The sequence below is a fragment of the Rhodopseudomonas pentothenatexigens genome (genome assembly GCF_900218015.1).
GTDB classification, from domain to species: Bacteria; Pseudomonadota; Alphaproteobacteria; order Rhizobiales; family Xanthobacteraceae; genus Rhodopseudomonas; species Rhodopseudomonas pentothenatexigens.
Genome location: NZ_UFQQ01000013.1, coordinates 1 through 25,037, shown reverse-complemented (window position 1 = coordinate 25,037; position 25,037 = coordinate 1). Strand labels below are relative to the sequence as shown.

Sequence of the window (25,037 nt, the reverse complement as noted above, 5' to 3'; positions counted from 1 at the left end):
TCTATCGATTGCTCACGGCGTGCGGGGCCGCGCCGTCAGGGCCAGTGTGAACGCGGAGAACCGACTTGCGTCTGATCAGATGCCTCGCGCTGCTGGCGCTGGGCGTGATGATGATTGCGGCTGCCCCGCAGGCCCACGCGCTCGACGCCGTCAGCGTCCGTAGCGACGCGCCGGCGATCGATCTGACCGGCGTGCTCGAGCATCTGCACAGCGACAATGACCGGGTTCAGATTTCCACCGCTCCGGGCAATGACGGCATCGTCCGCCGCGTCGAGGTGCGCGCCCGAGAGGGCGGCCAGAACTGGGTGGTGTTCGCGCTCGCCAACAACTCCGACGATCAGCTCGATCGGCTGATTGTGGCGCCGCACTACCGGATGGTCGGCTCCGGGCTGCTGTGGCCCGACCTCGGCATGTCGCGGATCGCCACCATCACGCCGTCGACCGGCGACCGTCCCGAACGGCAGGAAGGCCCGACCGCCGACATCTTCCGCATCACCCTCGATCCCGGCTCGGTGATCACCTTCGTGGCCGAACTGCGCACCGACAAGCTGCCGCAGCTCTATCTGTGGGAGCCGGAGGCCTACAAGGACAAGGTCAACTCGTTCACGCTGTACCAGGGCATCGTGATCGGCATCTCCGGCCTGCTGGCGCTGGTGCTGACGATCCTGTTCGTGGTCAAGGGCAGCATCATGTTCCCGGCGGCGGCCGCGCTGGCTTGGGCGGTGCTGGTCTATATCGGGATCGATTTCGGCTTCTGGGGCAAGGTGCTGGACATGTCGTCCGGCGCAGAGCGGGTGTGGCGCGCCTCCGGCGAGGCGATCCTCGCCGCGACGCTCCTGGTGTTCCTGTTTGCCTATCTCAATCTCAGTCGCTGGCACGTCCGCTATTCGCACATCACGCTGGGTTGGCTCGCCTTTCTCGGCTCGCTTGTGGCGCTGGCGCTGTTCGACCCGGCGGTCGCGTCAGGAATTGCACGCATTTCGCTGGTGCTGATCGCCTTCGCGGGCTTTGCGCTGATCCTCTATCTGTCGACCCACGGTTTCGACCGCGCCGTGCTGCTGATCCCGACCTGGTTCCTGCTGGTGGTGTGGGTGGTGGCCTCCGGCATGGCGGTGGCCGGCACCGTCACCAACGATATCGTCGGTCCGGCGTTGCTCGGCGGCCTGGTGCTGATCGTGATGCTGATCGGCTTCACCGTGATGCAGCACGCTTTTGCGGGCGGCGGCGCTACCGGCGGGGTGATCTCCGACGTCGAGCGCCGGGCACTGGCGCTGATCGGCTCCGGCGACCTGATCTGGGACTGGGACGTCTCGGCCGACAAGGTGTTCACCAGCCCTGAGACCGAAGCGCTGCTCGGCCTGAAGCGTGGCGCGCTGGAAGGGTCGGCGGCGAGCTGGCTCGAAGTGCTGCACCCGCTCGATCAGGACCGCTTCCGCGCCGCGCTCGACTCGGTGCTCGACCAGCGCCGCGGCCGGCTGACCCAGGATTTCCGGCTGCGCACTCCGGACGGCCACTTCATGTGGTTCTCGCTGAAGGCGCGGCCGGTGGTCGGCACCGACGGCGAAGTCACCCGGGTGGTCGGCACCCTGACCGACGTCACCGAGATCAAGAACGCCGAAGAGCGGATGCTGCACGACAGCGTCCACGACAATCTCACCGGCCTGCCCAATCGCAAACTGTTCATCGACCGGCTCGGCGCAGTGGCGAATTTCGCCAAGACCATGCCGAACTTGCGGCCGACCCTGATGGTGATCGACCTCGACCGTTTCAAGCAGGTCAACGATTCCGTCGGCATCGCGGTCGGCGATTCGATCCTGCTGACGCTGGCGCGCCGGCTCAGCCGCATCCTCAAGCCGCAGGACACGCTGGCGCGGATCGCCGGCGATCAATTCGGGCTGATCCTGCTGTCCGAGCAGGACCCGGCCAAGATCACCGCCTTCGCCGAGACCATCCGCAAGACCATCAAGGCGCCGATCGCGTTCAACGAGCGCGAGATCTTCCTCACCGCCTCGATCGGCCTCGCGCTGTCCGACCCGCAGACCCAGCTGTCCGACGAGATCATCAAGGACGCCGAGCTGGCGATGTATCACTCCAAGCGGATCGGCGGCGACCGCATCGACGTCTACAAGCCGGCGATGCGAGCTCGGAAGTCGGACCGGCTGACGCTGGAATCCGAATTGCGCCGGGCGATCGAGCGCAAGGAAATCACCATCCTGTATCAGCCGATCGTGCGGCTCGAAGACCGCTCGATCGCCGGCTTCGAAGCCTTGGCGCGCTGGGATCATCCCAAACTCGGCCGGATGTCGCCGAGCGAGTTCATCTCGATCGCCGAGGAAATCGGGCTGATCGTCGAACTGGGTACCTTCGTGCTCGACCAGACCGCCAAACAGCTGTCGGTATGGCAGCGGGCGATGCGCGCACGCGAGCCGATCTTCGCCTCGGTCAACGTGTCGTCGCGGCAGCTGCTGCGCCACGATCTGCTGCACGACATCCGCACCGTGACGTCGCGTTCGTCGGTGGCGCGCGGCACGCTCAAGCTGGAGCTCACCGAGTCGCTGGTGATGGAGAATCCCGAGCACGCCGCCCAGATGCTGCACCGGATCCGCGAACTGGGCGTCGGGCTGTCGCTCGACGATTTCGGCACCGGCCATTCGTCGCTGAGCTATCTGCAGCGCTTCCCGTTCGACACCATCAAGATCGATCAGTCGTTCGTCCGCACCACCAGCCGCGGCACCCGCCCGGTGATCCTGAAGTCGATCATCGCGCTGGCGCACGACCTCGGCATGGACGTGGTGGCGGAGGGCGCCGAAACCGATTCGGATGCGGTGGAGCTGTATCAGCTCGGCTGCGAATACGCCCAGGGCTTCGCGTTCGGCGAACCGATGGATGTGGATGCGGCGATGAAGCTGCTGACCGAAGAACAGCGCCTGGAAGCGGCGAGCTGAAGCGACTACGCTGTCAGCTCAGCACGCGGCGCATGGCAAATCGTGGCGGCTTGTAGCCCGCCACACCCTCCCGAAACACCCACGTCATCGCCCGCGTACGCGGGCGATCCAGTACGGCGGTGAGTTCGCGATGGAGTAAGGGCGGCCCTGGAATACTGGGTCGCCCGCATGCGCGGGCGATGACGTCAGTGCTACGCGTGCCCTGCCTCCGCCGACAGCATGCCCGGCTCGATGCCGAGCTTGTGCAGCGCGCGGTCGTATTTGTCTTCGATGTCGTCGCCGAAGATCAGGTCGGCGTCGGCGTCGCAATGCAGCCAGCCGTTTTCCTGGATTTCGTTTTCGAGCTGGCCGGGCGCCCAGCCGGCATAGCCGAGCGCCAGAATGGCGTGCTTGGGGCCGGTGCCGCCGGCGATCGCCTTGAGGATGTCCACGGTGGCGGTCAGACAAATGCCGTCATCGATCGGCAAGGTGGCGTCCTTGATGAAGAAGTCACTCGAATGCAGCACGAATCCGCGGCCGGTCTCGACCGGTCCGCCTCTCAGCACCTTCATGGACTCGGCGTGATCGGGGAGCTTGATCTGTTCGGGCTTCTCGACGATGTCGAGCTGCACCAGCAGTTCTGGGAAATCGATGCTGCCGGCCGGGCGATTGACGATGATCCCCATGGCGCCCTCCGATGAATGCGCGCAGATGTAGATCACCGAGCGCGCAAACCGCTCGTCTTCCATCACCGGCATCGCGATCAGGAGCTGGCCGTCAAGATAGCTCGGCCCATCGCCGCGCGCCTTGGCGGCGGGCTTCTTGGCTGCGCCGGACTTCGGCCTTTTGGATGCAGTCTCCATCAGGGGATCCTCGCGTTGCACCATCATCCTGATATCGGGTGCCGATCCTGTCAATCAATCTCGGGCCGCCGAATAGTCGCGCTTTCACCGCCATTTCAGTGGCCCCGGCCTCGCGCAAACTCTAGATACGCCGGATGACCGCAATCGTTCCGTCCCGAGCCGCTGTGTTCGCCGCCGCCGTTCTTGCAGCCTCCGCCTGCGGTGCGCGCGCCGACGACGTGTCGCCCTGGGTCAGCGATCAGCACTCCGCCGTTCGGCTGCTGGCCGGATCGCGCAGCGGCGCCGTGCTGCTGGGTGGGATCGCTTTCCAGTTGCAGCCGGGCTGGAAGACGTATTGGCGCACCCCGGGAGATTCCGGCGTGCCGCCGCGATTCGATTTCTCGAAGTCCGAAAACGTCGAGGCGGTGACGATCCTGTGGCCTGCGCCGCAGGCGTTTCCCGATGGCGCCGGCGGCATTTCGCTGGGCTACAAGGGCCAGGTGGTTCTGCCGCTGCGCATCGTGACCAAACATGCCGACAAGCCGGTGACGCTGCGCGCCACGGTGGATTACGCGGTGTGCGACAAATTGTGCGTCCCGGTTCAGGCCGCCCCGGAGCTGTCGTTCGCCAGCGTCGCCTCGACCCAGGACGGTGCGCTTGCGGCGGCGCTCGATACCGTTCCCGTCCCGGCCAGCGTCGGCGACGCCGGCCCTGTGACGATCCGCGACGTTGTCCGCAAAGGTGACAAGGACGTCGAAGTCGACGTCGTCGCACCGACCGGCGTCAAGGTCAGCCTGTTCGTCGAAGGCCCGACGCCGGACTGGGCGCTGCCGGTGCCCAAGGAAATCAAGGGAACGTCGCCGGACATTCGCCGCTTCGGCTTCGTGCTCGACGGATTGCCGCCCGGCGCGCAGGCAACTGGCGCGGTGCTGAAGTTCACGCTGGTCGGCCCCGACAAGGCCTACGAGGTCAACGTCACGCTCGAGTAATTCGGACGCGCCGATCAGCGCGCGCTCCGCCGCTTGCGGCCGAGACGTCCGAGCCGATCGGCGAGGAATTCCGACAGCACCTCGACCCGTGCCGGCCGCGGCCCGCCCGGCGGCGTCACCAGATGCACCGCGCTCTCGCGCTGGTGCCAGCCATCCAAGATCACTTCGACTTCGCCGGCCGCGATCGCATCACCGACGATGAACTCCGGCAGATCGGCGATACCGAGCCCGGCGATCACCGACGGCAGTAGCGCCTCGCCGTTGTTGACCCGCAGCGGCCCGCCCGGCCGCACCGCGACCTGATCGCCGGCATCGTTAGTGTAGTGCCAGGTGTTCGGCGTCGACAGATAGGCGTAGCCGAGACAGCGGTGCTGGGCGAGATGCATCGGATGCGTCGGCTGGCCGTGCGCCTGCAGATAGGATTTCGACGCCACCGTGTAACGCGGCATCGCGCACAGCCGCCGCGCCACCAGCGAGGAATCCGGCAGCGTCGCGATCCGGACGCCGGCGTCGAAGCCATCGCCGATGAGATCGACCATCGCGTCCGACAGATGCAGGTCGATCGACACGTCCGGATAGGCCGCGAAGAACTCCGGCAGCAGCGGCGCGATCACCTTGACGCCGAACGTCATCGGCACCGCCAGCCGCACCAGGCCGCGCGGCACCGCCGATTGCGCCAGCGCCTCGGCCTCGGCAGCCTCGCCGTCCGCCAGAAGCTGCGCGGCGCGCTCGGACAGCCGGTGGCCGGCGTCGGTCAGCGCCAGCCGCCGCGAGGTGCGGTTGAACAGCCGCGCGCCGAGCCGGGTTTCCAGCCGGGTCACCGCCTTTGACACCGTCGCCTTCGACAGCGCCAACTCGGCCGCCACCGCCGCGAACGAGCGCAGCTCCACGACTTTGGCGAAGATCGCCAGCGCTTCGAAGTCCGGCAGCTTGGTCATGGTACCGCTGTAGCCTAATTTCAGAAACAATGTGTTTCGATCATTTCTATTTATGAAACGATTGGTCGTCCTTATTCAAGAGCCAACGCAAGTCAGTGGCGCCAACCCGGCGCCCCACATCAGGAGGCTTCAATGATTGAACTCCGCCCCTTCGACCGGCTCGGCGGCGCCGACCATGGCTGGCTCAAGGCCAAGCATCACTTCTCGTTCGCCAGCTATTACGACCCCAACAACATGGGCCACGGCGCCTTGCGGGTCTGGAACGACGACGAGATCGCCCCGGACACCGGCTTCCCGCCGCATCCGCATCGCGACATGGAGATCATTACCTATGTGCGCGACGGCGCAATCACCCACCAGGACTCACTGGGCAACAAGGGCCGCACCGAAGCCGGCGACGTCCAGGTGATGAGCGCGGGTTCGGGCGTCCGGCATTCCGAATACAACCTCGAACCGGAGACCACCCGGATCTTCCAGATCTGGATCGAGCCGACGCAGAGCGGTGGCCAGCCGACCTGGGGCTCCAAGCCGTTCCCGAAGGCGAACCGCTCCGGCAAGCTCGTCACCATCGCGTCGGGCATCGCGGGCGACAATGATGCGTTGCCGATCCGCGCCGACGCCCGGGTGCTGGCGACGACGCTGAAGGCCGGCGAGACCGCCACCTACGACGCCGACAAGGCGCGGCACCTCTATCTCGTGCCGGCCGTCGGCAGCGTCGAGGTCAACGGTGTGCACGTCAATGCGCGCGACGGCGCCGCGATCCACGGCGAGACCAAGCTCACCATCACGGCGCTCGCAGACGCCGAGCTGGTGCTGGTCGACGCGGCGTAAGGCAGCCGTCTCTCGTCACCAACGTCATGCGCGGGCTTGACCCGCGCATCCATCCTACTGCGCAAGAGTCGTAGCGAAGAAAGATGGATGGCCGGGTCAAGCCCGGCCATGACGGCCTACTAACAATTTCAACTCCCCCACCCCATCACCAACCAAACGGAGAGAATCCATGGCGAAGGTTCTGGTTCTTTACTACTCGGCCTACGGCCACATCGAAGCGATGGCCAACGCGGTCGCCGAAGGCGCGCGCGAGGCCGGTGCCCAGGTCGACATCAAGCGCGTGCCCGAGCTGGTGCCGCCGGAGGTCGCCAAGGCATCGCACTACAAGCTCGATCAGGCCGCGCCGGTGGCGACCATCGAGGATCTCGCCAATTACGACGCGATCGTCGTCGGCACCGGCACCCGGTTCGGCCGCATGGCGTCGCAGATGTCCAACTTCCTGGATCAGGCCGGCGGCCTGTGGGCGCGCGGCGCGCTGAACGGCAAGGTCGGCGGCGCCTTCACCTCGACCGCGACCCAGCACGGCGGCCAGGAGACCACGTTGTTTTCGATCATCACCAACCTGCTGCATTTCGGCATGGTGGTGGTCGGCCTCAACTACGGCTTCGGCGACCAGATGCGGCTCGATCAGATCACCGGCGGCGCGCCCTATGGCGCCACCACCATCACCGGCGGTGACGGCTCGCGGCAGCCGAGCGAAACCGAACTCGCCGGTGCGCGCTACCAGGGCAAGAGCATCGCCGAGACTGCGATCAAGCTGCACGGCTGATCGGAACGGCGGGGCGCCAGGACCGCGCCCCGCCGCCATCCGGCCAGTTTTAATGCAGTTGCATGTATCGCATGCCTGCTGCGCTGCAGCGGGACTACTGCGAGCCCCGCCTCCGCCCCATCTCCATCTTGCTAGTGGGGAGACGACGACATGCTCGAGATGGTGTTCATACTTCAATTGGCGCGCAGCCCGTTGCAGGCGATGGCCAAGCGATTGGTGTGCAAGAGCCTCAGCATCGCCACCCATGGCAAGCGGCAGTGCCGCAGTTGCACCGGCGCGCCCCCGCCCGACGCGGACTGATCCCTTACGCGGTCGCGACGCACGTTGGTCCCCGGCCGGGGAACACCTTCTCGCAGAGTGATGAACGGGCCGCCAGCATGTACGGCCCGCCCTCCCCGTAACCTCACATCAGCTTGTCGAGCGTCAGCGGCAGATCGCGGATGCGCTTGCCGGTGGCGTTGAACACGGCGTTGGCAACCGCCGCGCCGACGCCGGTGATACCGATCTCGCCGATGCCGCGGGCGCCCATCGGGGCGCGCGGATCGGGGATGTCGGTCCACGTCACATCGATCTCCGGCACGTCGAGATGCACCGGGACGTGATACTCGGCCAGACTCGGATTCATGATCCGGCCGTTGCGCTCGTCGAACTGCGTCTCCTCCATCAGCGCCAGGCCGAGGCCCATGATGATGCCGCCACGGAACTGACTCGCCGCGGTCTTCGGATTGAGGATGCGGCCGCAATCGTAGGATCCGAGGAAGCGCCGGACGCGTGTCTCGCCGGTGACGCTGTTGACGCCGACCTCGCAGAACAGCGCGCCGAACGAATGCATCGACCAGTGCATGGTTTCGAGCGGCGCCGACGCGCTGCCTTCAGCCGAAACATGGTCGCGGCCCGAGCGCGTCAGGATCGACACGTAGCTCTCGTGCCGCGACGTGTCGTCGAGCTTGGCAAGGCCGCCATTCACAGTACCGACCTCCTCGGCGCTGAGACCGGCAAGCGGCGAGTCGTTGCCGGCGAGCTTGAGCAGTTCCTTGATCAGCACGTGATGCGCCGCGATCACCGAGGCGCCGATCGACGCGGTCTGCTGCGAGCCACCCGCCAGCACCACGCCCGGGAACATCGAGTCGCCATAGGCAAACGTGACCTGATCGCGCGACAGCCCGAGCCGTTCGGCCACCACCTGGGTATGCGCGGTCGCGGTGCCCATCCCCATTTCATGCGCGGCGATCTCGACCTTGACGGCGCCGTCGCGGGTCAGGGTGATGCGCGCCGCGCCGCCCGGCATGCGGTGGTACGGATAGGTCGCGGTGGCGCAGCCCATGCCGACCAGCCACTCGCCATCGCGAACACTGGCGGCGGTCGGATTCCGTTTCGACCAGCCGAAGCGTTCGGCACCGGCCCGCCATGCCTCGGCGATATGCCGCGACGAAAACGGCGTGCCCTTCAGCGGATCTTCCGTAGGCTGATTGAGGATGCGCAGCTCGACCGGATCGATGCCGAGCGCCACCGCCATCTCGTCGATCGCCGATTCCATCGCGAAGGTGCCGACCGACTCGCCCGGCGCCCGCATGAAGGTGTTGGCCAGCATGTCGAGATGCACGGTCTCGACCTCGAGCTTGATGTTCGGCGAGCCGTAACTACTCATCGTCGGCAGGATGAACGGTTCGGGAAATGCGTTCTGTCGCGACGTCGGGGCGACGCCGGTGTGGATCAGCGCAACGAAGCGACCATCCGGCTCGGCGCCTATCGCGAAGCGCTGCTCGGTGAGGGTGCGGCCGCCGATCATCCGGTACACGCCCTCACGCGACAGCGCGATCCGCACCGGCCGGCCGGCGAGCTTGGAAGCCGCCGCGCCCAGCACCTGATGCTGCCACAGACATTTGCCGCCGAAGCCGCCGCCGACGAACGGCGAGGTGACGTGGACCTGCTCCTCGGCGATGCCGAACACATCCCCGAGCGACCACGCGGTGTGCTGCACCGCCTGCGAGGCATCGTGCACGATCAGTTTGTCGCCCTGCCACATCACCGTGGCGGCGTGCGGTTCGATCGCATTATGATTGTGCCGCGGCGTCGAGTAGCGGCGATCGACCCGGACTGGCGCGTTGGCGAACGCCGCTTCGGCGTCGCCCTTCTCGGCTTTGAGCGGCTGCCCCATGAACAGGCCGGGCTCGGTGCCCTTGGCTCTGGCGGTGGCGAGACTGGTCAGCGCCGCTTCCGCCTCATAGGTGGCACGAATCAGCGATACGGCGTGATCGGCCTGCTCCTGCGTCTCGGCCAGCACGACCGCGATCGGCTGGCCATTCCAGTGGATGCGATCGTCCTGCATGATCGGCAGATTGTCGCCGCCGCCGGCCTTTTCGGCGGTCATGAACAGCGGCATCGGCTTCATCCGCGGCGCGTTGCGATGAGTCATCACCAGCGCGACGCCCGGGGCGGCTTCGGCCGCAGCCGTTTCGAGCGTGGCGATCCGGCCCTTCGGCACGGTGCTGAACATCAGCGCCGCATAGAGCATGCCGTCGAGCGCGAACTCCGCCGCGAACGGCGCGGCGCCGCGAACTTTCAACGGGCCGTCGATCCGCGGGATCGAGGCGCCGATCGAGCCGTGCTTGGTGCGGATCAAGGGATCAGGCTCGCCGCCCGGCATCCAGCTGTCGGGTGCGAGCGCGACGGCTTTCTCCATCACATCCATCGCGGCGCCGCGCACGGCTTGTTTGGCTTCGTTGACGATGCTCATCGGGCATCTCCTGCGAGTTCGCCGAGAACGGCAGTGATCGTTCGTTTGGCCAGTTCGATCTTGAAGGCGTTGTCGCGCAACGCGACCGCATCGGTGAGCTCCGCCTCGGCCGCGGCGCGGAACGCATCCGCCGTGGCCTCGCCGCCGTGTAGCGCCTGCTCGGCCTTCAGCGCCCGCCACGGCTTGTGCGCGACGCCGCCGAGCGCGAGCCGGATGTCCTTGACCTTGCCGCCGTCGAGTTCGAGAGCGGCCGCGACCGAGACCAGCGCGAACGCGTAGCTCGAGCGGTCGCGCACCTTGCGATAGGTCGAGCGCGCCGCGATCGGCTGCGACGGCAGCTCGATCGCGGTGATCAGTTCGCCGGGCTGAAGCGTTGTCTCCTGATCCGGGCGGTCGCCCGGCAGGCGATGGAAGTCGCCAAACGGCAGCGCCCGCTTCCCGGCGTGCCCTTCGACATGGACCACCGCGTCGAGCGCGGCGAGCGCCACGCACATGTCGGACGGATGCGTCGCCACGCAGGCCTCCGACGCGCCGAGGATGGCGTGATTGCGGTTGAAGCCTTCAATGGCGTCGCAGCCCTGCCCCGGATTGCGCTTGTTACAGCGCGAGCCGGCGTCGTCGTAAAAGTAAGTACAACGTGTCCGCTGCAGCAGATTGCCGCCGACCGTCGCCATGTTGCGGATCTGCGCCGAGGCGCCCGCCAGGATCGCGCGCGACAGCATCGGATAGCGCCGGCGCACCGCGCGATGCTCTGCGAGCGCGGTGTTGCGCACCGCCGCGCCGATGATGAGGCCGCCATCGTCGCGCTCGGTGATCTCCGCCGGCAGGCCGGTGATATCGACCAGCGCCGCCGGGCGCTCGATGGTCTCGCGCATCAGGTCGACCAGATTGGTGCCGCCGCCGAGAAATTTGGCCTGAGTGGCGGCGCCGAGCCGCACCGCGTCGGCGATGTCGCCGGCTCGTGAATATTCAAAGGGAGTCATTCCGCAGCCTCCGCATAGGTGTCGCGGATCGCCGCGATGATGCCGTTGTGCGCGCCGCAGCGGCATAGATTGCCGCTCATGCGTTCGCGGATTTCGTCGTGGCTCGGCGCGACGTGCTCGTCCGCGAGATCGCGGGTGACGTGGCTCGGCACGCCGCGCTTCAGCTCGGCCGCCATCCCGACCGCCGAGCAGATCTGCCCCGGCGTGCAGTAGCCGCACTGGAAGCCGTCGTGTTCGATGAAGGCCTGCTGCAGCGGATGCAGTCGCGCCTCGTCCGTGAGGCCCTCGATGGTGGTGACGCTGCGGCCGGCGTGCTGCACGGCGAGCGACAGACACGACACGATGCGTTCGCCGTCGACCAGCACCGTGCAGGCGCCGCAGGCGCCCTGGTTGCAGCCCTTCTTGGTGCCGTGGAGATTCAGGGTTTCGCGCAGCAGGTCGAGCAGCGAGACTCTCGGATCGGCGGGGACCGGACAGTCGACTCCATTGATTCGGATCGCCGCGGCAGGCGCGACAGTGCGATCAGCGGTCATGGGACCTCCTTCGGAACGAAGTGAAAACAGCGCGCAAACGACCACGCTCGCGCGCACGTTGTGCGGGACGAAAGTGTGTGAGACGAAAAATTCGCTAACCGCGGAGCGGCTGGTTAGTTCGGAGCGTTTGGTTGTTTGGCCGAGGCCGGATAGCCCGGCGGGGTTCGATATGAGATAACGAACCAGCAACTCCTTATACGGAACGTTGTTCCGTTTATCAAGAGGTATTCTTGTGTCCGAAAAGCCGCCCCGGAAAGGCACCTCCGCGGCCCGCGCGCCGCGTCGGGTCCGGGCGGACGCGCAGCGCAATCTGAAGACGCTGCTCGAGGCGGCCCGGGCGGTGTTCGCGACGGCGGGCGTGGATGCGCCGGTGCGGGACATCGCCGAGAAAGCCGGCGTCGGGATCGGCACGCTGTATCGGCACTTCCCGCAGCGGTCGGATCTGATTGTCGCGGTGTTTCGCAACGGCGTCGATTGTTGCGCCGATGCAGCCACGACGCTGGCGCAGGAGTATCCGCCGGTCGAGGCGCTGACGCACTGGATGCAGCACTATGTCGACTTCATCGCCACCAAGCGCGGTCTGGCGGCGGCGCTGTATTCAGGCAATCCGGCCTATGACAGCCTGCCGGCCTATTTCGAACAGCGGCTGGTCCCGGCGCTGCAATCCCTGCTCGATGCGGCTGGCGCGGCCGGCAAGATCCGCCGCGATGTCGACCCGTTCGATCTGCTCAAGGCCGTCGCCCAGCTCTGCAATTCGGCACCCGGCGGCGATCCCGAGCATACCGGCCGCATGGTGGCGCTGCTGATCGACGGCCTGCGCTACGGGGCGGGCAAGGAGACTCGGCCCGGCGATTGACCGCCCATGGCATCGATCCAACTGGGCACGGTGCTTCGAAACGAGCGGACCGGATGCAGGTGAGGTGACGGAGGAAAGCGGAGCGATCCGCCGAGGAATGGTGGGCGCGACAGGGATCGAACCTGTGACCCCCTCGATGTCAACGAGGTGCTCTCCCGCTGAGCTACGCGCCCTCAGATCGTCTTCACGGGTGGCGTCCCTATATCGGCTCTGGGCCGGTCAGGCAAGGACACCAAAGCAGGATTTCGACGCCAATCTCAGGCGGCAAGCATCTTGTTCACTTCGCTGACCAATTCCCGCAGATGCACCGGCTTGGCCAGGACCTTGGCGTTCTTCGGCGCGTCCGAATCGGAATTCAGAGCGACCGCGGCGAACCCGGTGATGAACATGATCTTGATGTCGGGATCGAGCTCGGAGGCGCGCCGCGCCAGCTCGATTCCATCCATCTCCGGCATCACGATGTCGGTCAGCAGCATTTCGAACGGCTCTTCGCGAAGCCGCTGGTAGGCCGACATGCCGTTGTCGAACGAGGAAACCTGGAAGCCGGCGTTTTCCAACGCCTTCACCAGGAAGCGGCGCATGTCGTTGTCGTCTTCGGCGAGGAGAATCTTGTGCATGTGGCTGGAACTTCAAATCCGGGCGAGGAGAACCGATCGATCCAGTTAGACCGAAGTCTGGTAAATTTCGGGTGAAACTTCTGCGCCCGCCGCCGCCCCAGGGGAGTGTGGATAATCCTGCGCCCGATGGCGCTTAGAATCAAACAATCCGCAAGTCGGCACTTTTGTTCAGATCCCGCGTTCGCCACCACTCTCTGGAATGATTTTGCTTGGCAGCGCCGGCCCGATTGCCGACAATACCGCCCAACAAATCACCAGACGAACTGTCGGTCAGACAGGAGAGCGGCGAATCTGACGGGTGGCGGACGACGATGACCGAATTCGACGGTGAGTTCTCCCCCGCCTTCGAGATCGCCGAACCGGCGATTTGGCGAGCGCCGATCATCTTCAATTCTCCGCATTCCGGGTCGGTGTATCCCAACGCCTTCCTGAACGTGTCGCGGATCGATCTCGAGGCGCTGCAGCGCTCCGAAGATTCGTTCATGGACGAGCTGATCGGCCACCTGATCCACGACGGCTTTCCGGTGGTGCGGGTGCATTTCCCGCGCTCCTATATCGACGTCAACCGGGAACCTTACGAGCTCGACCCGCGGATGTTCAGCGGCCGGCTGCCGAGCTTTGCCAACACCCGGTCGATGCGGGTCGCCGGCGGCCTCGGGACGATCCCCCGCGTGGTCGGCGACGGTCAGGAGATCTATCACGAGCGGATTCCGATCGACGACGCGCTCGGCCGGATCGAGACACTTTACAAGCCGTATCATCGCGCGCTGCGCCGGCTGATCCATCAGGCGCACCAGCAGTTCGGTTCGGTGATGCTGGTGGATTGCCATTCGATGCCGTCCGTCGGCATCTCGCGCGACGAGCCGAAGCGGCCGGACGTCGTGATCGGCGATCGCTACGGCACCAGTTGCTCGCCGCTGATCGCCGCCGTGATCGAAGAGACGATGGCGGCACGTGGCTATTCGACCGGCCGCAACAAGCCCTATGCGGGCGGCTTCATCACCGAGCATTACGGCAACCCGGGAAACGGGTTGCACACCGTGCAGGTCGAACTCAACCGCGCAATCTACATGGACGAGCGACTGCGGCTGCGCAGCGATCGATTTCCCACGGTGGCGGAGGATTTCAGTCGCCTCGCCGAAGCGCTCGCGGCGGTCCCGCTCGACGATCTCCGCCCGTTCCAAGCCGCGGCCGAGTAGCCGCTGCTCTTCCCCTTCTGATTTCCGGACTTCGCATCCCACTATGGGTTGCATGTGCCACGAAAGCAGATGCCAAGAAAAAAGGGCCGCTTGCGATGGCAAGCGGCCCAAGTCTAGGGAGGAAACGCCCAAGGAGGGCAGCGATAGCGCGAGGCGCTACCGCACCGCAACAATATGCGACCGCGCCGCACAAAACGCAAGTATTTTCGGCCGTTTTTCCATGCAAAAAACGCATGTCAGAGCATCGTCCGCGCCGTGAAACTGCACGAATTATTTGAGCCAGATCAATGAGATGGACACCTCGCGACCAATGGACGCGACGGCGACCCTTTGTTTGCAAATCCGAGGATTTGAGGGTCGAGTTCCGTTGTGCCGCGGCGCGGTGAAAGCTGTGCGTCCGGCTTATTGCCGACGAGCGAGGCTATGGACCGCGACTCGCCCGCCATAATAAAGGTGGCACAGGGTCCGAAATCCGCTTCGCCGGGGTCGTCGGCTCCTGTGTTCGGCCCCGCATCGCTCGCATAGGGAACGCCCGTGACGGTCATCGACTTCGCCGCCTTTATCGGACGCCTTGCCACTTCGTCGGGCGACACCATCCTGCCATTCTTCCGGACCTCGCTGACGATCGACAACAAGCATCCCGGCCGCGATTTCGATCCGGTAACCGAAGCCGACCGCGCCGCCGAGGCGGTGATGCGGCGCCTGATCAAGGCGAGCTTTCCCCAGCACGGCATCATCGGCGAGGAATTCGGCAACGAGCGGGAAGATGCCGACTACGTCTGGGTACTGGACCCGATCGACGGCACCAAATCCTTCATCGCCGGCTTCCCGGTGTGGGGGACGCTGATCGCGCTGTTGCACAAGGGCGCGCCGGTGTTCGGCATGATGCATCAGCCATTCATCGGCGAGCGGTTCTCCGGCGACAACGGCTCTGCCACCTACAAGGGCCCTTCCGGCGAGCGTAAGCTCAGCGTCCGGCGCTGCGCTGCGATCAAGGACGCAGTGCTGTTCACGACGTCGCCGCTGCTGATGAACGACGCCGACCGCGCGATCTTCGAACGCGTCCAGGCCCAGGCGCGGCTGACCCGCTACGGCGGCGACTGCTATTCCTATTGCATGCTGGCGGCCGGACAGCTCGATCTGGTGATCGAGACCGAGCTGAAGCCGTACGACGTCGCCGCCCTGATCCCGATCATTACCGGCGCCGGCGGCATCATCACCACCTGGGAGGGCGAGCCGGCCCAGAACGGCGGCCGGATCGTCGCCGCCGGCGACAGGCGCGTGCACGAAGCCGCGATGAAGATCCTCAACGGCTGAGCCATGCCGCGGCGGTCAGCGCCGCAGCCCTTCGATCAGCGCACGCAGGACAGTCAGGCATTCACCGCGATCGCCGCCCTGCGCGATCTCCAGCGCCGCGCGATCGAACGCGGCGCCGAGCAGTTTTGCTGCGGCGTCGATCGGAATCGGCGCGATCGCCCCCCCGTCGACCGCAGCCTGCAGCCCGTCCCGTGATGTCCCGACGCCGTGCCGGGCGTCGATCGCATCGGCCTCGGCGCGGCCGAGCACCGCGGGCGCCTCTATCAGCAACAGCCGGGTGCGGCCGGGCGCGGCCATCGCGGCCAGATAAGCCTCCCCGCCCGAAATCAGCGCCGCGATCGGCGAGTCTTCCACAGCTCCGGCCTCGACCGCAGCCGCCACCGCGGCGGATTCGGCCTCGACGACCGCCCGAAACAGCGCCTGCTTGTCGGCGAAGTGATGGTACAGCGCGCCGCGGGTGACGCCCGCCGCCTCGACCAGGTCGGGAGTGCTGGTGTCCGCATAGCCTCGAGCAACGAACGCCTGCCGGGCGGCGGCGATCAAGGCCGCCTGGGTGGCGCTGGACCGTTCGGGATTGGTGCGTCGCTTGGTCGCCTTCATACATGCATCCTGTATGTTTTATACATACCCACTGTATCTTTCTGTTGGCAAGGAGGAAAGCGATGCGATCGACCAGCTATTACCCGGTGATCATGACCTCGGAGGTCGCCGGCACGGCGCAGTTCTACGCCGCGCATTTCGGCTTCCGGCCGCTGTTCGAAGCGGACTGGTACGTCCATCTGCAATCGGCCGAGGATCCCGCCGTCAATCTGGCGATCCTCGACGGCCAGCATGCGACGATTCCCGCCGCCGGCCGCGGCCGGGTGTCGGGGCTGATCCTGAACTTCGAAGTCGACGATCCGGACCGCGAGTACGAGCGGCTGCAACGGGCCGGCCTGCCGATCCTGCTGACGCTGCGCGACGAGGAGTTCGGCCAGCGCCATTTCATTACCGCCGATCCGAACGGCGTGCTGATCGACATCATCAAGCCGATCCCGCCGAGCGCGGACTACGCGACGCAATATGCCGAGGGCGCCGCGGCCGCACAGCCATGAGCGCACTGCGGGTTGTGTGATACCGGACGAGCATGCAATTTGCGCCGGTGTCCGATCCGTTTCTCCTGATCATCGCTGCGGTCTTTGCGCTCGCCGGCTTCATCAAAGGCGTCATCGGCCTTGGCCTGCCGACAGTGTCGATCGGCCTGCTCGCGATCGCAATGCCGCCGGCCCAGGCGGTCGCCATCGTGATCGTGCCGGCGATCGTCACCAACATCTGGCAGACCTTCGTCGGCAGCTATCTGCGCGACATCCTGCGCCGGCTGTGGCCGCTGCTGCTCGGCACCGTGATCGGCATCCGCCTCGGTGCCGGGCTGATGACCGGGCCTTACGCCCGCTACGGCGCGCTGGTGCTCGGCGTACTGCTGGTGGCCTACGGGATCCTCGGCCTGAGCAAGCGCCGCTTCCACCTCGCGCCGACCCGGGAGAAATGGGTCGGCGGTCCGGTCGGTCTGGTCACCGGGGTGATCTCGGCCGCGACCGGCGTCCAGGTGATTCCGTCGATGCCGTATCTGCAGGCGATCGGGATGGAGAAGGACGAGCTGGTGCAGGCGCTCGGCGTGTTCTTCACCACCGCCACGCTGGCGCTGGCCGTCAACCTCACCGACGCCGGGCTGCTGTCGACCGCCACCGCCCTGCCCGGCGTGATCGCGATGGTGGCCGCCTTCGCCGGCATGTTCGCCGGCCAGGCGGTGCGAACCCGGATGCATCCCGACACGTTCCGGCGCTGGTTCCTGATCGCGCTGATCGGGCTCGGCATCTACCTCGCCGCCACTACGCTGGTGAAGCTGATCGGCTGACCGGCGCGGACGCGATCAGGCGCGCGCCAGCGCCACCCGCACCCCGAGCGCGACGAACAGCGCGCCGAGTCCGCGGTTGATCCACTGCAGCACCGTGCCGGAGCCGCGCAACCGGTCGGCCGCACGCGCCGCGAAGGCGGCGAGCGCCAGGCAATACAGCGTGCCGTTGACCACGAAGATCAGCCCGAGCACCAGAAACGCCAGCGCCTTGTCCGGCGCATCGGCGGCGACGAACTGCGGCAGGAAGGCGAGAAAGAACAGCGCCACCTTCGGGTTCAGCACATTGGTGAGCATGCCCTGGCGAAACACCGCCGGCAGCGACAGCGCTGGGACGGCACCTGCGCTCGCGGCGAAATCGGCCGGCCCGGACAGCAGCATCCGCACCCCGAGCCAGATCAGATAGGCGGCGCCGACCAGCTTGAGCACGCCGAACGCCAGCGTCGAAGCCATCAGCAGCGCCGACAGCCCCGCGGCCGCCGCGGCGACGTGCACCAGACAGCCGGCGCCGACGCCGAGCGCAGCCGCTGCGCCGCCGCGCCAGCCGAACTGCAGGCCGCGGCCGACGATGTAGGCGGTGTCGGGTCCAGGCGTGACATTGAGTAGCAGTCCGGACGCAACGAACAGCCAGAAGTCATGAATCCCGAGCATCGCGGTTGCACCAGTGTTGCGGCGATATCCGGCATCACGGCCGCGAATCTCGCCGACGGTCAAGTCCGTTCCCCGGCCGCGAATCGGTACGGCCGCTGACGCCAAAAAAACGCTTTGTTAAGCTGATCGAAACGTCGAACTGGCCTCCTCGCGGCCGGGGGCAGATGCGAGCAGACGGGATCGATCGATGACGGCAACTCACAATCGGCTGGCGCGCGCGGCAACGGTCGCGCTGATCGGCGTGACGCTGCTGCCGGCGGCGGCGACCGCACAGACCGCCGAGCGCAACAATCCGTTCGCGATCTTCGACCTGTTCACCGGCGCGCTGCCGGGCAGCCGGCCCGCCGGCGCCGCGCCGCAGCCGGTCAATGCCCCCGCCCAGGCGCCGACCCCCGCGCCGGTCAGCTCGACGCCGCAATGGAGCGGCGAGGACGGCGGTTCGGGTCACCCGCTGATGACCGCCGCGGCGATCCGGCAGGCGGCGGCGAATTTCGACAATTGCGTCGCCTCGATGTGGCCGGACGCCGCGCGCCGCGGCATCTCGCGCGAGAGCTTCGCCCGCTTCACCGCCGGGCTCAGCCCCGATCTGCGGCTGATGGACCTGATGGATTCCCAGCCCGAATTCACCAAGTCGATCTGGGATTATCTCGACATCCTGGTGAACGACACCCGGCTCGCCAGGGGCCGCGAGATCCTGGCGCAGTACAAGCCGCAGTTCGACGCCGTCGAGCGCGCCACCGGCGTCGACCGCTACATCATCGCATCGATCTGGGGCATCGAATCGAACTACTCGACCCAGATGGGCGATCGCTACGTGGTCAATTCGACCGCGACGCTGGCCTGCGTCGGCCGCCGGCAGAAATACTTCAAGGACGAATTCCTCACCGCGCTGGAAATCCTGCATCACGGCGATCTGCGGCCCGAGCAACTGCGCGGCTCCTGGGCCGGCGCGTTCGGCCCGACCCAGTTCATGCCGACCGCGTTCAAGCGCTTCGCGGTCGACGCCGACGGTGACGGCCGCAAGGACGTCGTCGACAATCCCTACGATTTGATCGCCTCGACCGCCAACAACCTGAAGAAGGACGGCTGGCAGAGCGGCGAGACCTGGGGTTACGAGGTCGTGGTGCCGAAGGGCTTCAACTACATGCTGGCCGACCGCCGCCACAGCCAATCGCTGGCGCAGTGGCAGCAGATGGGCCTGCAGCGCCCGACCGGGCAGCCGTTCCCCCGCCCGTCCGACAAGGCCTATCTGCTGGCGCCGGCCGGCGCCGATGGCCCCGGCTTCCTGATGCTCACCAATTTCCGGGTGATCATGAAGTACAACCCGGCCGAGGCTTATGCCCTGGCGATCGGCCATTTCGCCGACCGGCTGCGCGGCGGCGCCCCGTTCGTCCAGGACTGGCCGCGCCAGGAAAAGGCCCTGTCGCGCACCGAAAAGCTGGAATTGCAGCAGCTTCTCGCCAACCGCGGCTTCTACCGCGGCACCCCCGACGGCCAGTTCGGCAGCATGACACGGGAAGCGCTGCGGAATTTCCAAGCCTCGATCGGCGCACCCGCGGACGGGTTCGCGACGGGAGAGATGCTGGAGAGGTTGAGAGGAAGGTAGCTGCTGCTTTGAGGAAAGTAGCTGCTACACTCCCGGGCCGGCGCAGTTCGATCTCTCAATTGACATCGAGCTTTCCACCGCCCATCTTCCGCCGCATGATCGTTCGTGCCGCCGCTTCGAAATCGAAAGCCAGCGCTCCTTCAGGGGCCGGTGGTTTGCGCGCGCGATAGATCAGTCTCGCTTTTGACGCACGCACCCCAACCCCGCCGGTTTCGACGGGGTTTTTGGTGCAGCTCCGTCTCCGGCCCGACCTTCAAGGAGACCGAAGATGGACACCCCCACCGACCAACCGGACGAGACGCCGCAGCCGCGCGGGCTGTGGCTGCCGCTGATCACGCCGTTTCGGGACGGCGAGCTCGACGCCGCATCGCTGCGCCGGCTGATCGCCCACTACGCACGCGCCCCGCTCGACGGGCTGATCCTGGGCGCCACCACCGGCGAAGGGTTGACGCTGGATGAAGACGAGCTCGAGCGCCTGGTGATGCTGACCGCCGACGCGCTGGCGGCGAGCGGCCGCAAGCTGCCGGTGTATCTCGGGCTGTCGGGCAGCGACACGCGCAAGCTCACCAAGGCGCTGCAGCGGACCGCGCCCTGGCCGATCGACGGCCTACTGATCGCCTGCCCGTACTACACCCGCCCGTCGCAGCAGGGGATGGTGCTGCATTTCGAGGCCGCGGCGGACGCCACCGCGCGGCCGATCCTGATCTACAACATCCCGTATCGCACCGGCGTCAATCTGCACGACGAGGCGATGCTGCGGCTCGCGGAACGCGCCAACATCGTCGGCGTCAAGGATTGCTGCGCCGATCCGGCGCAGACCGCGGAGCTGCTGCGGCTGCGGCCGCCGGGCTTCGCGGTGCTCACCGGCGAGGACGCGCTGGCGTTCGATGCGCTGAGCCGCGGCTGCGACGGCGCAATCCTGGCTTCGGCGCATCTGGAAACCGAGGCGTTCGCCGCGATGATGCATCGGCTGCAGGCCGGCGACCGGCTCGGCGGCGCGACCGAATGGCAAAATCTCGCGGACCTGCCGAAGCTGCTGTTCGCCGAGCCGTCACCGGCGCCGATCAAGCATGCGTTGTGGCGACGCGGGCTGATCGAAAGCCCCGAGGTGCGGCTGCCGATGACACCAGTCTCGCCCGCGCTCGCCGCCGCCCTCGACGCCCGTCTTTGGCCCGGCCGATCCGCCGCTTGAGCGGCCACCCGCGGCCCGGCCGAAACCCTTGACGGGCACGGCCGGGACCGCCTTATGGAGCCGGCGAAAGCTGCCCGGTTGCGGCCCGAATCCGCTAGTATAGGGATCAGCTCCCGTCTGTTCCGGTGGCGATTGCGCAAGATCCGCATGTCCGACAAGCCGAGATCCTTCTTTGGCGTCTTCACCGAGCGCGGCCCGCTGGGTGTGCTCGCGGTCGCCGCCTTGCTGCTGCTCGGCATCGTCGGGCCGGCCTCGGCGCAGTTCTTCGATTTCGGCGGCGGCCCGCCGCAGCGCCAGCAGCGCGGCGGCGGCGGTGGCGGCGGCGGATTCGGCTGGTTCGGCAACGATGTGTTCCAGCCCTTCCACCAGAACCAGCCGCAGCGCCGCGCCGCGCCGCGCGAGGACTATTCCAAGGCGCCGGCGCCGGAGAAGCGCGACACCGTGCCTGACCGCACCGTGCTGGTGCTCGGCGACTCGATGGCCGACTGGCTCGGCTATGGCCTGGAACAGGCTTACGCCGAACAGCCGGAAGTGGGCGTGGTCCGCAAGTTCAAGACCATCTCCGGCCTGTTGCGCTACGCCCCGAAGGGCGAGCCGTCCGACTGGGTCGCCGCCGCCAGGGAGGTGATCGCCCAGGAGAACCCGGACGCGATCGTGGTGATGCTCGGCCTGTCCGACCGCATCCCGATCCGCGAGCAGGCGACGCCCGAGAAGGACAAGAAGAAGGACGACACCGCCGCCAAGCCCGGTGAGGAGGCCAAGCCCGGCGCCAAGCCGGACGACAAGCCTGCCGAGCAGGCGGCGGACGATGACGACGACGATGACGATTCGCTGCGGATCATGACCGAGAAGGGCAAGCGCGCCGCCAGCGGCGTGGCTCAGTTCCGCGACGATCGCTGGTCGGAGCTCTATGCCAAGAAGATCGAGGACCTGATCAACGTCCTCAAGGCCAAGAACGTGCCGATCCTGTGGGTCGGCCTGCCCGCGGTGCGCGGCACCAAGGCGACCTCGGACATGCAATTCCTCAACGCGCTGTATCGCGACGGCGCCGCCAAGGCCGGCATCACCTATGTGGACGTGTGGGACGGCTTCGTCGACGAAGGCGGTCGCTACGTGCTGCAGGGCCCCGACTTCGAAGGCCAGATCCGCCGGCTGCGCTCCTATGACGGCGTGTATTTCACCAAGGCCGGCGCCCGCAAGCTGGCACACTACGTCGAGCGCGAGATCGCCCGCCTGCTGGCGGCGCGCAGCGGCCCGATCGCACTGCCGACCGAGCCGGCGACACCGGAAGAGGCCAAGCCGCCGAGCGGACCGGCGCCGCGCCCGCTCGCCGGACCGATCCTGCCGCTGGTCGCCTCCTCGGTCTCGACCGACCGCTTGCTCGGCGGGCCGGGCACTCCACCGGCGCCGGTCGATGCGCTGGTGGCGCGCACGCTGGTGAAGGGCGAGCCGCTGTCCGCGCCGGCCGGCCGTGCCGACGACGACGTCTGGCCGCGCCGCGAAGTCTCGATCGAAAAGGCCCAGGAGCCGCCGCCGCCGAAGGAGCCGCCGAAGCCGGACATTCCCGTGGCGAGCGCCAAACCGGGCAGCAGCGCGCCCACCGCCGCCGGACAGCCGCAGCAGACCCAGCGCCGGGTCGCCCGCTCTGCAGCGCCGCCGCCGCCACCGCCGACCGCATCCGGCTTCTTCGGGTTCGGCTTCGGCGCGCAGCAGCCGCAGCAAGGCCGCCGCGCCCCGCCGCCGAGCGCATCGGGCTTCTTCTCGATCTTCCGCTGAGGCGCACGACCTTGTCGTTGGTCATTCCGGGGCGCGCGCAACGCGAGCCCGGAATCCATACGCCGCAGCGTTCATGATTTCGCGAGGCTGTAGTCATAAACGACGCGACATAACCGCCACTTCGGCGGATATGGATTCCGGGCTCACGCGCTTTGCGCGTGCCCCGGAATGACGACGGGTCAGTTCGTAGGATGGGTCGAGCGCAGCGAAACCCATCTTGCCGCGCGTCCCGCATGGGTTTCGCTCCGCTCAACCCATCCTACGGACTCCGCTACAAAATCAGCCCGCCGTCGACCACCAGCGTCTGGCCGAGCACATAGGCCGACAGCGGCGAGGCCAGGAACAGCGCGGCGCCGGCCATGTCTTCGGGCGTGCCGAGCCGCTTCATCGGAATGCCTTCGATCGCACCGGCGAGCCGCTTCGGATTGTCGGTGGTGACCTTGGTCATCTTGGTATCGACCAAGCCGGGCGCGATGCCGTTGACGCGGATGCCGTCCTCGGCCCACGCCTGCGCCAGCGTCCGGGTCAGGCCGTAAGCGCCGGTCTTCGAGGCGTTGTAGGCCGGGTTGCCCTTGGTGGCGTGGAATGCCGCGGTCGACGACACGATGATCAGCTTGCCGGCCGAGGCTTTGAGCTGGGCGTGGAATTTCGACGCGCAGGCCATCAGGCTCATCAGGTTGACTTCCATGACGTGGCGGAAGCCGTCCATCTCGAACTCGCCGCGGCGATAGATCACCGCGCCCTGCGCCAGCACCAGCACGTCGAGCTTTCGAATCGGCGGCGCGAACGCATCGACCGCCTGCGCCTTGCCGACGTCGAGCTGCACGTAGGTCAGTCCATCGAAGTTGCTGCCGTCTTCGCGCGCGTAGTCCGATGGCGCCGCGCGCGTGCCGGTGACGCAGACCTCGGCGCCGCGGGTGCGAAACGCCTGCGCGATGCCGTTGCCGATGCCGCTCGAGCCGCCGACCACCAGAACCTGCTTGCCGCTGAAATCGAGATCGCTCACGCGCGTCCTCCTGTTTGTTTGTTGTTCGTCGTCTGCGCGACGTTTGACCTGTGTGTCGATCGATGTCAGCCTTGTCAATCGGAAGGCGGCGCGCCCCGCGCGCCGCACATTCCGCAACAAGAAACAAACCGGAGGAAACCGATGTCGTACAAGCCCCTCAGCCGTTCGGTCAAAGACTTGCGCGTTCTGGTCACAGGCGCCGCGAGCGGCATGGGCCGCGCCACCGCGCATGTGTTCGCCGACGAAGGTGCGCGCGTCGCCGTCACCGACGTCACGCTGGCCGGCGCGCAGCCGGTCGCCGACGCCATCAAGGCGCGCGGCGGTGACGCCACCGCGTTCGCGCTCGACGTCGGCAACGCAGAGGCGATCAAAAGCGGCGTCGATCAGATCGCGCAGGCGCTCGGCGGGCTCGACATCGTCATCAACAACGCCGGCATCTCGGCGGCGCTGCCGATCGACGACGCGAATTACGACGCGGTGTGGGACCGCGCGCTGAATATTCTGCTCACCGCACATCCGCGGGTGATCCGCGCCGCGCTGCCGTATTTGCGCAAGTCGCAGAGCCCGCGCATCGTCAACATCGCCTCCACCGAAGCACTCGGCGCCACCGCGCCGCACAGCCCGTATTCGGCGGCGAAAGCCGGTGTCACCGGCCTGACGCGGTCGCTCGCGGTCGAGCTCGGCCCCGAGGGCATCACCGTGAATTGCATCTGCCCCGGCCCGATCACCACCGGCATGACCGACCGGATCAGCGCCGAGCACAAACAAAAATACGCCCGCCGCCGCACCGCTTTGCACCGCTACGGCGATCCGGAAGAAGTCGCCCACATGACACTGAGCCTGTGCCTGCCCGCCGCTTCGTTCATCACCGGCGCGGTGATCCCGGTCGACGGCGGCTTGATGGCGCGGAATGCGTGAGGATCACATGATCCTCACGTTTGTCATTCCGGGGCGCGCGAAGCGCGAACCCGGAATCCATACGCCGCAGCATCAGTGATGCGGCAAAGACGTAGTAACGGGTGCCTCGACGTAACCGCGAACACAGGGGCTATGGATTCCGGGTTCACGCAGCTTCGCTGCGCGCCCCGGAATGACTCGTGGATAGTTTGTACCTGATAGCGTCGCCCCACCCTCAGCCGTCATCCCCGCGCATGCGGGGATCCAGTATCGCGGAGCGCTAGCAGCAAAGCACCGCATCGCCACAGGCGCTCTGGAATACTGGGTCGCCCGATCAAGTCGGGCGATGACGCCGTGAGTGAGGCAGGCGCCCCGCATCTCCACGTTGTCCGATCCACACTGTCAAACAGCCACGGCCAATCGCTCTCGCGGCTCGATGAGCCCGAGTTGTGCGCCCGTCGCTATCGCAGCGAGGGGCGGGGC

General features: G+C 66.8%; 23 protein-coding genes and 1 tRNA gene. 14 read left to right on the top strand and 10 right to left on the bottom strand.

From position 1 onward, the window contains the following. Positions 1-65: 65 nt before the first annotated feature. Positions 66-2,945 carry an EAL domain-containing protein gene (locus DWA33_RS13685; RefSeq protein WP_167443212.1) on the top strand — a complete coding sequence of 960 codons (2,880 nt, stop codon included), beginning with the start codon at positions 66-68 and terminating at the stop codon, positions 2,943-2,945. A gap of 191 nt (positions 2,946-3,136) precedes the next feature. On the opposite strand, the gene DWA33_RS13680 is transcribed toward DWA33_RS13685, so the two are convergent. Then, positions 3,137-3,787: a YqgE/AlgH family protein gene (locus tag DWA33_RS13680; RefSeq protein WP_114358757.1), complete on the bottom strand. Its 651-nt coding sequence runs from the start codon at positions 3,785-3,787 to the stop codon at positions 3,137-3,139. A 134-nt stretch (positions 3,788-3,921) separates the two neighbouring features. On the opposite strand from DWA33_RS13680, the gene DWA33_RS13675 reads away from it, so the two are divergent. Further along, positions 3,922-4,755, top strand: coding sequence for a protein-disulfide reductase DsbD domain-containing protein (locus DWA33_RS13675; protein WP_114358637.1), 834 nt, complete (start codon positions 3,922-3,924; stop codon positions 4,753-4,755). 14 nt (positions 4,756-4,769) lie between these two features. Here DWA33_RS13675 and DWA33_RS13670 read toward each other — a convergent pair whose 3' ends face one another. Further along, positions 4,770-5,693 (bottom strand): LysR family transcriptional regulator, encoded by a 924-nt coding sequence (locus tag DWA33_RS13670; protein ID WP_114358636.1) that lies wholly within the window; start codon positions 5,691-5,693, stop codon positions 4,770-4,772. Between the two features lie 132 nt (positions 5,694-5,825). On the opposite strand from DWA33_RS13670, the gene DWA33_RS13665 reads away from it, so the two are divergent. The 3 genes from DWA33_RS13665 (at position 5,826) to DWA33_RS25230 (ending at position 7,593) form a co-directional block, all read left to right on the top strand. Then, positions 5,826-6,524: a pirin family protein gene (locus DWA33_RS13665; protein ID WP_114358635.1), complete on the top strand. Its 699-nt coding sequence runs from the start codon at positions 5,826-5,828 to the stop codon at positions 6,522-6,524. 169 nt (positions 6,525-6,693) lie between these two features. Next, positions 6,694-7,293: an NAD(P)H:quinone oxidoreductase gene (gene wrbA, locus DWA33_RS13655; protein WP_114358634.1), complete on the top strand. Its 600-nt coding sequence runs from the start codon at positions 6,694-6,696 to the stop codon at positions 7,291-7,293. Positions 7,294-7,443: 150 nt separating this feature from the next. After that, the gene (locus DWA33_RS25230; RefSeq protein WP_167443211.1) at positions 7,444-7,593 is read left to right on the top strand and encodes a hypothetical protein; all 150 of its coding nucleotides are present in this window, start codon (positions 7,444-7,446) and stop codon (positions 7,591-7,593) included. A 103-nt stretch (positions 7,594-7,696) separates the two neighbouring features. Here DWA33_RS25230 and DWA33_RS13650 read toward each other — a convergent pair whose 3' ends face one another. Genes DWA33_RS13650 through DWA33_RS13640 form a run of 3 tightly spaced genes read right to left on the bottom strand, consistent with a single transcriptional unit; the run spans position 7,697 to position 11,546 of the window. Continuing rightward, the gene (locus tag DWA33_RS13650; RefSeq protein WP_208639121.1) at positions 7,697-9,985 is read right to left on the bottom strand and encodes a xanthine dehydrogenase family protein molybdopterin-binding subunit; all 2,289 of its coding nucleotides are present in this window, start codon (positions 9,983-9,985) and stop codon (positions 7,697-7,699) included. Between the two features lie 41 nt (positions 9,986-10,026). Then, on the bottom strand, positions 10,027-11,013 hold the full coding sequence (locus DWA33_RS13645) for an FAD binding domain-containing protein (RefSeq protein ID WP_114358632.1): 987 nt from the start codon (positions 11,011-11,013) through the stop codon (positions 10,027-10,029). After that, the gene (locus DWA33_RS13640; RefSeq protein WP_114358631.1) at positions 11,010-11,546 is read right to left on the bottom strand and encodes a (2Fe-2S)-binding protein; all 537 of its coding nucleotides are present in this window, start codon (positions 11,544-11,546) and stop codon (positions 11,010-11,012) included. The genes DWA33_RS13645 and DWA33_RS13640 overlap by 4 nt, the downstream gene beginning before the upstream one ends. 232 nt (positions 11,547-11,778) lie before the next feature. On the opposite strand from DWA33_RS13640, the gene DWA33_RS13635 reads away from it, so the two are divergent. Continuing rightward, positions 11,779-12,402 carry a TetR/AcrR family transcriptional regulator gene (locus DWA33_RS13635; RefSeq protein ID WP_114358630.1) on the top strand — a complete coding sequence of 208 codons (624 nt, stop codon included), beginning with the start codon at positions 11,779-11,781 and terminating at the stop codon, positions 12,400-12,402. Between the two features lie 98 nt (positions 12,403-12,500). Here DWA33_RS13635 and DWA33_RS13630 read toward each other — a convergent pair. Then, positions 12,501-12,575, bottom strand: a tRNA-Val gene (locus DWA33_RS13630). A gap of 84 nt (positions 12,576-12,659) precedes the next feature. Continuing rightward, complete coding sequence (cpdR, locus tag DWA33_RS13625) at positions 12,660-13,019, bottom strand: cell cycle two-component system response regulator CpdR (protein ID WP_011156442.1); 360 nt, start codon at positions 13,017-13,019, stop codon at positions 12,660-12,662. A 311-nt stretch (positions 13,020-13,330) separates the two neighbouring features. On the opposite strand from cpdR, the gene DWA33_RS13620 reads away from it, so the two are divergent. Together DWA33_RS13620 and hisN are read left to right on the top strand one after the other, a co-directional pair. After that, positions 13,331-14,218 (top strand): N-formylglutamate amidohydrolase, encoded by an 888-nt coding sequence (locus DWA33_RS13620; protein WP_114358629.1) that lies wholly within the window; start codon positions 13,331-13,333, stop codon positions 14,216-14,218. Between the two features lie 534 nt (positions 14,219-14,752). Then, complete coding sequence (hisN, locus tag DWA33_RS13615; RefSeq protein ID WP_114358628.1) at positions 14,753-15,535, top strand: histidinol-phosphatase; 783 nt, start codon at positions 14,753-14,755, stop codon at positions 15,533-15,535. Between the two features lie 15 nt (positions 15,536-15,550). On the opposite strand, the gene DWA33_RS13610 is transcribed toward hisN, so the two are convergent. After that, positions 15,551-16,135, bottom strand: coding sequence for a TetR/AcrR family transcriptional regulator (locus DWA33_RS13610; protein WP_114358627.1), 585 nt, complete (start codon positions 16,133-16,135; stop codon positions 15,551-15,553). Between the two features lie 62 nt (positions 16,136-16,197). Between DWA33_RS13610 and DWA33_RS13605 the strand changes: the two genes are divergently transcribed. Together DWA33_RS13605 and DWA33_RS13600 are read left to right on the top strand one after the other, a co-directional pair. Further along, the gene (locus tag DWA33_RS13605) at positions 16,198-16,629 is read left to right on the top strand and encodes a VOC family protein (RefSeq protein ID WP_114358626.1); all 432 of its coding nucleotides are present in this window, start codon (positions 16,198-16,200) and stop codon (positions 16,627-16,629) included. A gap of 32 nt (positions 16,630-16,661) precedes the next feature. Then, positions 16,662-17,429: a sulfite exporter TauE/SafE family protein gene (locus DWA33_RS13600; protein WP_114358625.1), complete on the top strand. Its 768-nt coding sequence runs from the start codon at positions 16,662-16,664 to the stop codon at positions 17,427-17,429. Between the two features lie 15 nt (positions 17,430-17,444). Here the strand turns inward: DWA33_RS13600 and DWA33_RS13595 are convergent, their stop codons facing one another. Further along, entirely contained in the window at positions 17,445-18,077 is a 633-nt protein-coding gene (locus tag DWA33_RS13595) for a LysE family translocator (RefSeq protein ID WP_114358756.1), read from the bottom strand. A 187-nt stretch (positions 18,078-18,264) separates the two neighbouring features. On the opposite strand from DWA33_RS13595, the gene DWA33_RS13590 reads away from it, so the two are divergent. The 3 genes from DWA33_RS13590 to DWA33_RS13580 all read left to right on the top strand — a co-directional run bounded on the left by DWA33_RS13590 (position 18,265) and on the right by DWA33_RS13580 (position 22,651). Then, a complete protein-coding gene (locus DWA33_RS13590) occupies positions 18,265-19,683 on the top strand; it encodes a lytic murein transglycosylase (RefSeq protein WP_181902413.1) in 1,419 nt (472 codons plus the stop codon). Positions 19,684-19,951: 268 nt separating this feature from the next. Next, positions 19,952-20,875: a 4-hydroxy-tetrahydrodipicolinate synthase gene (gene dapA / locus DWA33_RS13585; protein WP_114358624.1), complete on the top strand. Its 924-nt coding sequence runs from the start codon at positions 19,952-19,954 to the stop codon at positions 20,873-20,875. A 147-nt stretch (positions 20,876-21,022) separates the two neighbouring features. After that, complete coding sequence (locus DWA33_RS13580) at positions 21,023-22,651, top strand: SGNH/GDSL hydrolase family protein (protein ID WP_114358754.1); 1,629 nt, start codon at positions 21,023-21,025, stop codon at positions 22,649-22,651. Positions 22,652-22,922: 271 nt separating this feature from the next. Here the strand turns inward: DWA33_RS13580 and DWA33_RS13575 are convergent, their stop codons facing one another. After that, complete coding sequence (locus tag DWA33_RS13575; RefSeq protein ID WP_114358623.1) at positions 22,923-23,657, bottom strand: SDR family NAD(P)-dependent oxidoreductase; 735 nt, start codon at positions 23,655-23,657, stop codon at positions 22,923-22,925. A 141-nt stretch (positions 23,658-23,798) separates the two neighbouring features. Here DWA33_RS13575 and DWA33_RS13570 point away from each other — a divergent pair, with 141 nt between their 5' ends. Beyond that, a complete protein-coding gene (locus DWA33_RS13570; protein WP_114358622.1) occupies positions 23,799-24,575 on the top strand; it encodes an SDR family NAD(P)-dependent oxidoreductase in 777 nt (258 codons plus the stop codon). The last annotated feature ends 462 nt before the right edge of the window (positions 24,576-25,037 follow it).

Bases quoted from the DNA above. Each gene is read 5' to 3' on its own strand.
- DWA33_RS13665 (WP_114358635.1), top strand. From the start codon at position 5,826: ATGATTGAACTCCGCCCCTTCGACCGGCTCGGCGGCGCCGACCATGGC.
- cpdR (WP_011156442.1), bottom strand. From the start codon at position 13,019: ATGCACAAGATTCTCCTCGCCGAAGACGACAACGACATGCGCCGCTTC.
- DWA33_RS13600 (WP_114358625.1), top strand. From the start codon at position 16,662: ATGCAATTTGCGCCGGTGTCCGATCCGTTTCTCCTGATCATCGCTGCG.
- wrbA (WP_114358634.1), top strand. From the start codon at position 6,694: ATGGCGAAGGTTCTGGTTCTTTACTACTCGGCCTACGGCCACATCGAA.
- DWA33_RS13595 (WP_114358756.1), bottom strand. From the start codon at position 18,077: ATGCTCGGGATTCATGACTTCTGGCTGTTCGTTGCGTCCGGACTGCTA.
- DWA33_RS13605 (WP_114358626.1), top strand. From the start codon at position 16,198: ATGCGATCGACCAGCTATTACCCGGTGATCATGACCTCGGAGGTCGCC.
- DWA33_RS13675 (WP_114358637.1), top strand. From the start codon at position 3,922: ATGACCGCAATCGTTCCGTCCCGAGCCGCTGTGTTCGCCGCCGCCGTT.
- DWA33_RS13620 (WP_114358629.1), top strand. From the start codon at position 13,331: ATGACCGAATTCGACGGTGAGTTCTCCCCCGCCTTCGAGATCGCCGAA.
- DWA33_RS25230 (WP_167443211.1), top strand. From the start codon at position 7,444: ATGCTCGAGATGGTGTTCATACTTCAATTGGCGCGCAGCCCGTTGCAG.
- DWA33_RS13680 (WP_114358757.1), bottom strand. From the start codon at position 3,787: ATGGAGACTGCATCCAAAAGGCCGAAGTCCGGCGCAGCCAAGAAGCCC.
- DWA33_RS13645 (WP_114358632.1), bottom strand. From the start codon at position 11,013: ATGACTCCCTTTGAATATTCACGAGCCGGCGACATCGCCGACGCGGTG.
- DWA33_RS13580 (WP_114358754.1), top strand. From the start codon at position 21,023: ATGTCCGACAAGCCGAGATCCTTCTTTGGCGTCTTCACCGAGCGCGGC.
- DWA33_RS13670 (WP_114358636.1), bottom strand. From the start codon at position 5,693: ATGACCAAGCTGCCGGACTTCGAAGCGCTGGCGATCTTCGCCAAAGTC.
- DWA33_RS13590 (WP_181902413.1), top strand. From the start codon at position 18,265: ATGACGGCAACTCACAATCGGCTGGCGCGCGCGGCAACGGTCGCGCTG.
- DWA33_RS13610 (WP_114358627.1), bottom strand. From the start codon at position 16,135: ATGAAGGCGACCAAGCGACGCACCAATCCCGAACGGTCCAGCGCCACC.
- DWA33_RS13570 (WP_114358622.1), top strand. From the start codon at position 23,799: ATGTCGTACAAGCCCCTCAGCCGTTCGGTCAAAGACTTGCGCGTTCTG.
- DWA33_RS13650 (WP_208639121.1), bottom strand. From the start codon at position 9,985: ATGGATGTGATGGAGAAAGCCGTCGCGCTCGCACCCGACAGCTGGATG.
- DWA33_RS13640 (WP_114358631.1), bottom strand. From the start codon at position 11,546: ATGACCGCTGATCGCACTGTCGCGCCTGCCGCGGCGATCCGAATCAAT.
- dapA (WP_114358624.1), top strand. From the start codon at position 19,952: ATGGACACCCCCACCGACCAACCGGACGAGACGCCGCAGCCGCGCGGG.